At 37.5% G+C, this 5,941-nt stretch carries 6 protein-coding genes and 1 tRNA gene; 6 read left to right on the top strand and 1 reads right to left on the bottom strand.

The window, feature by feature from the left end; genetic code table 11:
• Nucleotides 1–167 precede the first annotated feature (167 nt).
• The 3 genes from KH286_RS09465 to KH286_RS09455 all read left to right on the top strand — a co-directional run bounded on the left by KH286_RS09465 (nt 168) and on the right by KH286_RS09455 (nt 3,172).
• Entirely contained in the window at nt 168–2,411 is a 2,244-nt protein-coding gene (locus tag KH286_RS09465) for an autotransporter outer membrane beta-barrel domain-containing protein (RefSeq protein WP_118091660.1), read from the top strand.
• A 98-nt stretch (nt 2,412–2,509) separates the two neighbouring features.
• Complete coding sequence (locus tag KH286_RS09460; RefSeq protein ID WP_118091661.1) at nt 2,510–2,968, top strand: low molecular weight protein-tyrosine-phosphatase; 459 nt, start codon at nt 2,510–2,512, stop codon at nt 2,966–2,968.
• Nucleotides 2,969–3,097: 129 nt separating this feature from the next.
• Nucleotides 3,098–3,172, top strand: a tRNA-Arg gene (locus KH286_RS09455).
• 115 nt (nt 3,173–3,287) lie between these two features.
• Here the strand turns inward: KH286_RS09455 and KH286_RS09450 are convergent.
• Nucleotides 3,288–3,704 carry a hypothetical protein gene (locus tag KH286_RS09450; protein ID WP_118091662.1) on the bottom strand — a complete coding sequence of 139 codons (417 nt, stop codon included), beginning with the start codon at nt 3,702–3,704 and terminating at the stop codon, nt 3,288–3,290.
• A gap of 418 nt (nt 3,705–4,122) precedes the next feature.
• On the opposite strand from KH286_RS09450, the gene KH286_RS09445 reads away from it, so the two are divergent.
• From KH286_RS09445 to KH286_RS09435, 3 genes are read left to right on the top strand one after another with little or no spacing between them, the layout of a single operon-like run.
• Nucleotides 4,123–4,938, top strand: coding sequence for a class I SAM-dependent methyltransferase (locus KH286_RS09445; protein ID WP_118091663.1), 816 nt, complete (start codon nt 4,123–4,125; stop codon nt 4,936–4,938).
• 9 nt (nt 4,939–4,947) lie between these two features.
• On the top strand, nt 4,948–5,295 hold the full coding sequence (locus KH286_RS09440) for a nitrous oxide-stimulated promoter family protein (protein WP_004696632.1): 348 nt from the start codon (nt 4,948–4,950) through the stop codon (nt 5,293–5,295).
• Complete coding sequence (locus KH286_RS09435; RefSeq protein WP_118091664.1) at nt 5,285–5,785, top strand: folate family ECF transporter S component; 501 nt, start codon at nt 5,285–5,287, stop codon at nt 5,783–5,785. Before KH286_RS09440 ends, KH286_RS09435 begins: the two co-directional genes overlap by 11 nt.
• Nucleotides 5,786–5,941 lie beyond the last annotated feature (156 nt).

The following is a 5,941-nucleotide window of genomic DNA, read 5'->3' as shown; positions in this document are numbered from 1 at the left end:
GTTGTCAGATCATTCAATGCCCTCTTTAGAGGGCCACCACTAGATAAAGACCCTTATAGGGTCAGAGCAAACCACCCGTTCTACGGGTGGTTATGATTTTTAGGGTGTACGTATAAATGCGTTCTGTGAGAGCCTCGTATTAAGCGAGGTAAGAAAGAGAGATTTTTATGAAATTACAACGAAATGTATCGGCTGTGATGGCTGCGTTGGTATTAACTGGAATGACCTGCTCTGCATTTGCTACAGAAATTAATGCCACAAGTGATAAAGCGGAGGAATTGCTTGGCTTAACAATGGGGTCACCGGTACAAACACAACCGGAAGTCAAGCATATAGAGGATACCTTGACGGTTAATGTGCATGGTAAAAGCTTAACAGATACAGGTAAAACTAAAAATGTATCAGGTATTTATAATGGATTTGGATCACAATTGACGGTGGATAAAGATTTGATTGTACGTCTTAAGAATGATGCACCAGCCTCAAAAAGGGAACTCGGTCATTACTATATGAGCGCTGTGTATGCTGGTTACGGCGGTAAAGTGCCAAGACTCAGCAAGGACAATCCTGATAGAGATTATGGAGATACTAATATTCACGTCAAAGGCAATGTAGATATCGATGCTATCGGTGTCGGTTTACAAGCTAATCAACGTGGTCATATCATTGTTGATGGTGGTGGACGTATCATCACTCATCCTTTAGAAACTTCTGATACTTACTCTGTGGTGGCAGAAGAGGGTGATGTATACGTTAATACAGGCTCTGACGGAAAACATCCAGGTTCTAAAGAATTGGTCGCTGTTGGGAATGTAGGGTTAATTAATAAGGATTATGGACGTGATCCAAATCATAACGAAACGCCAACGAATATAGCATTAGCTTTTACAACATCTAATTCTAAACTTACGGGTGCCGTACTAAATGAATATGCTGAAAGCAATAAGAACCCGCATAATTCTGGTGCTGACATTTACTTACAAAATGGAGGAACTTGGAATAATGAATGGATTGGTATGGAGCGTCCTACCCCTAAAAGAGAACGTCCATCTGGTGATAATGCAGCATATCTATATAAGGGCAGTAAGGTTCGCAATCTCGTAGGTGGATCAAGTCCATCGGCAGCCGGTATACTTCATCCTATTGATGCACGACCTATTACAATTCAAAATTATAGTGGCTATGTGAATGCTGTTTACAAGACCGGTGTTCCAGCTAGTGAAAATGGAAAGGGGAATATCGTTGTTGAACATGCTGCAGATAATAGCCATATTACGTTGCAAGGCGATGGAGCTAATTTGACTAATGATGATAGCTACCGTAAGGAAATACAAGCCTTAGCTGATAAATTACAATATACTGGCAATGATAAGAAACTGAGTACAACTGTTCAAATCAATGAAGGTATTACCAGTCCAGGTGCTGTTGCAGAGCTTGGTGCAAATCATTTTGACTCACAGGGGCGCCTTGTTGTGGGAGATACGACAAAGATTAATCGTGCTAGTGAATCATCCTTGGTAAGTGGCACAAAATCTGCTCTTACATCGACCGCTATGGCATGGAAGAGTAATACCAATGATTTACAACGCCGTTTAGGAGATCTTCGTTTAGCTAATACAAACAAAGGTGTATGGGCGAAATATATAGGCGGTAAATCTAAAATTACAGATGGTGCTGATGCACATATGACGTATAATGGTGTACAAGTCGGCTACGATCATAAGGCTTCTAATGGGTGGATTTTCGGTGGCGCTATTGATTACAGTACATCTAGTAATTCATATGCCAACGGTAGTGGTGATGGCAAACTTGGCGGCATCGCCGTATATGGCACAAAACAACATGATGATGGTCGTTATTTAGATATTATTGCACGTGGTAATAGATTATCCAATGATTATAAGCTCTACTCCGTAGGTGGACAACGTGTAAACGGTGATTACCATACATATGGCACATCCTTAAGCGCTGAATATGGTAAACGTATTAAGAAGGAAAATGGCTTCTACATCGATCCTAGTGTAGAATTTATTGTAGGCCGTTTGAATGGTGTATCCTATGATGCTTCTGTTGTCGGTGGTGGTTCTATGCATGTGAAAGCTGATGCTGTGAACTCTGCTGTAGGCAGACTTGGTATTGGCATTGGGAAAGAAACAGAAAAATCCAATATCTTCGCTAAATTAGCATTAGCGCATGAATTCTCTGGTAAGGCAAATACAACATATTCCGCGCCGGGTAATCCAACAGTACAAACAACAGTAGATTTGAAGGATACATGGCTTGATGCTGAAATTGGTGGGTCTTGGAGTGTCCGTCCTAGTACATATCTATATGGTACATTCACTAAAAACTTTGGTGCTACTGTAGAAAATACATGGCGCATTGATGCTGGGATACGACATAATTTTTAATTGAATATTGCATTAATGGTCCTTATAGCGTATGCTGTAAGGACCATTAGTATATAAGGAGTTTTTTATGATTAAGATTTTATTCATTAGGAGTTATAATGGTTAATATTTTATTCATCTGTCATGGTAATATTTGTCGTTCTACAATGGCCGAGTTTTATATGAAACATATTGTTAATAATGCAGGCTTAAGCGATTCTATTTATATCGAATCCTCTGCCACATCTCGTGAAGAAATAGGAAACGATACTCATTATGGGACTAAAGAGAAATTAGATGAAATGGGTATTCCCTATACTCGTCGCAAGGCACGCCAAGTGACAATGGAGGATTATCATAACTTTGATTATCTCATCATTATGGATGAAAATAATGCGCGTAATTTAAAGCATATTATTGGGGATGACGTAGATGCTAAGGTTTACAAGGCAATGTCTTTCGTTGGTGAAAGCCGTGATGTAAAGGATCCTTGGTATACGGGAAACTTTGACGAAACCTATGACGATATAAGTCGGAGCTGTGATGCTTTACTAGAATTGATTAAGGCAAGAATATAATAGAGATAGCCCTTATAGTTATCTAACAAGATGCTTAACTATAGGGGTCTTTCTGTATAATCCTAGTTGTTCTATATACTTTATACTATCGAACCATAGCGTAATATGGTATAATTTTTAGGTATTCATGCGCCTATAGCTCAGGGGATAGAGCGCCGGTCTCCGGAACCGGGTGCGCAGGTTCGAATCCTGCTAGGCGCACCAAATAAAAGGCTTCTCGATTTCGAGGAGCCTTTTTGTATGTCTATAAATAGTCTTTAGGACAGAGAATTATATATTCGTATATCATAATTTAGCGTACTTTAGTGTTCTAACTTTACTATCTATATTTATTACACTGAATTCCTCTAGATCTAAATTCATTCATGAGTATATTTATTGATTTATCAATGATTTCTTCATTTGTTATATATACCATCTTTTTGTAATAGACCGTACCATCAAATTCTATCCAACGACTTTTCTTACCATTTAGTTTGCAAATCTTCATTCTGCCTGCCCAGCTTCCCATACTGCGGAATTTTTTGCCCTTAGAGAAGCGTACTTCTCGAATATCTTTTAATTTATAGGTTCTTTTCATTAATCCAATGCCTATAGACACTTGATCATCTTTAAAGTAAAGAAGTTTATAACGTTCTTCAGGAGGCATAGACCTAATTATAGATAGGTTATAAGTAGCAAAAGCTACAGCAATGCCGACTAATACAAACATTAGGATTATTATATAGATTCCCATATTTTTAACTCCTTCTTATTTCTATTATAATAAAAATAGGTATCGGATGAAATAATTTGTATAATCAACTTTGAAGCGCTATTTGTTTGTATTAAGGGGAGAGATATAAATGGCGATATATGCATGAACTAGTTAGAGATAGATAAATACATAAGCTGAGGTGCTGATAATCTGTCGATATAGAGTTTTATATTTAATAATATCGAAATAATATAATAAATGTGATTTGGGTAACACATTTTGTTTTGAGAATGATGTACAATAAGGATAGCTATATGAAAATCTGAACATCCTAGCCGGAACACTAGGACATATAGGGGAGCGTTAAATTACATAGTGAATTTAACTAAGTGAAAATTACTTATATATGTATCTATAACTCATCCGTTTGAGGATGTAGCTATTTAGAGGGGATAATATGACAAATAAAATACAGGAGCTCACGGTCAACGAAACTTGGCGCGATGAGCAAGACGCATGGAACCATCGTTCCGAGTACTTTGTAGAAATGCACAATCGCGAGGATCGTAAGGCACAGGTCACTGATTTTTTAGCCTTCTTAAAGGATGAAAATTTATTACCTTCATCGAATGGTCGTACACTTGATGTAGGCTGTGGTGTTTGTGACTACGCACTTGGGTTAGCTCGGGAAGGCTATAAGGCGACTGGTATCGATTTATCTGATGGTATGATTCGCGGTGCTAAACAATTGGCAGAGACAGAAGGTTTAGATCTTAGCTTATATATCGGACCTTGGTCTGATGAAACTCGTCGAGAACTAGGTTGGGATAAAAGCTTTGACTTGGCATACAGTATCTTCTGCCCAATAATGTTTGATGTAGAAAATATTCGCGCCATGCACGATGCAAGTAATGATAAATGTTTGTGGATTGCATTTAGCGAACGGAGTGACGAAATGGTAGATATGCTATCTGAACATTTCTTTGGTCGTGATTCTTTCCCATGGGATGGCAAGATGAAAGAGTGTTTAGATGCTATCCATGAGATGGGGCATAATGTAAAAGTAATTTATAAAACGGTTCCTGAAACAGAGGTTATGTCTCTTGAAAAGGCAGTTAATTATTTTACCATGCGACTTCATAATAATGGATGGGGAGACATGGAAGACATGAAAGAAGAGATTAGAAATCTCATTGAGCCACTAGCTATTGATGGAGAAATCCATAATAAGACTGTTGATAAGGTGGCTTGGGTTTCATGGTCTGTGAAATAGGAGAGAAACATGACAGTTGATGAGAAACGTAAGTTAGAACTAAAAACTATGTACCAGATTATTGGCATCTATTGTCATAATAAGCACCACACTCCTAAAGGACAACTCTGTGAGGAGTGTCAAAAAGTTTGGCAATATGCTGAACATCGTATAGATGTATGTCCTCATATGGAAAGCAAGACCTTCTGCAGCGTATGTAAAACGCATTGCTATGCGCCTACGTATCGTGAAAAAATACGTGAAATCATGCGCTATGGTGGACCTAGAATGTTATTTATATCACCAATTCAAGTTATTCGCCATATGTATTTAGAGTGGAAGGATAGAAAAAGGAGTCGTACTTCTTATGAAAACTGATATGATTGTAAAGACAGGAATGTTTGTAGCATTGACGGTTTTACTATCTTATATATTTGCTATTCATACTACATTTATACATATTACCTTTGGATTTTTATCAACCGCTATATTTGGTATTCTTTATGGGCCTATGGCAGCAGGTATAATGGCTGCTATTGCCTGTTTTATAGGTATGTCTTTATTTGGACAAGGAGTATTCTTTCCCGGCTTTATCATATCTGAATTTCTTGTAGGCTATGTGTATGGGTATTTTTTACACGGACGTAATGTTACATTTAAACAATTGCTTTTACCGGAGATGATTGTTACTGTATGTATACATCTGATATTAAATACAATATGGCTCACAATATTTTATAACAAAGCAGTATCTGCTATATTTATTGGACGTCTTATTAAAAATATCATTTGTTTCCCTTTAGAAATTGCATTGATTTTAATTGTGTATAAGGCAGTCAGTAAGTTTATGGTACAAAAAAAGCCATAATCTTACAGTATACTAAAATGCACCCCTAACATTAGATTATATGTTAGGGGTGCATTATTATTATTGTCTTTAGACTGGTTCGCGACATAGTCGCGAATCATAAAACCACCCGCTATGCGGGTGCGGCAACGAAAGTTATACAAAAAATCACCTTGC

This window comes from Veillonella parvula (genome assembly GCF_018378075.1).
In the GTDB taxonomy this organism is placed as follows: Bacteria; Bacillota; Negativicutes; order Veillonellales; family Veillonellaceae; genus Veillonella; species Veillonella parvula_K.
Note: the sequence above shows the minus strand (reverse complement) of the source record. Positions and strands in the feature narration are given on the sequence as shown.

Excerpts from the sequence above, each read along its gene's own strand:
- KH286_RS09450 (WP_118091662.1), bottom strand. The coding sequence starts at position 3,704 with ATGGGAATCTATATAATAATCCTAATGTTTGTATTAGTCGGCATTGCT.
- KH286_RS09435 (WP_118091664.1), top strand. The coding sequence starts at position 5,285 with ATGAAAACTGATATGATTGTAAAGACAGGAATGTTTGTAGCATTGACG.
- KH286_RS09465 (WP_118091660.1), top strand. The coding sequence starts at position 168 with ATGAAATTACAACGAAATGTATCGGCTGTGATGGCTGCGTTGGTATTA.
- KH286_RS09440 (WP_004696632.1), top strand. The coding sequence starts at position 4,948 with ATGACAGTTGATGAGAAACGTAAGTTAGAACTAAAAACTATGTACCAG.
- KH286_RS09445 (WP_118091663.1), top strand. The coding sequence starts at position 4,123 with ATGACAAATAAAATACAGGAGCTCACGGTCAACGAAACTTGGCGCGAT.
- KH286_RS09460 (WP_118091661.1), top strand. The coding sequence starts at position 2,510 with ATGGTTAATATTTTATTCATCTGTCATGGTAATATTTGTCGTTCTACA.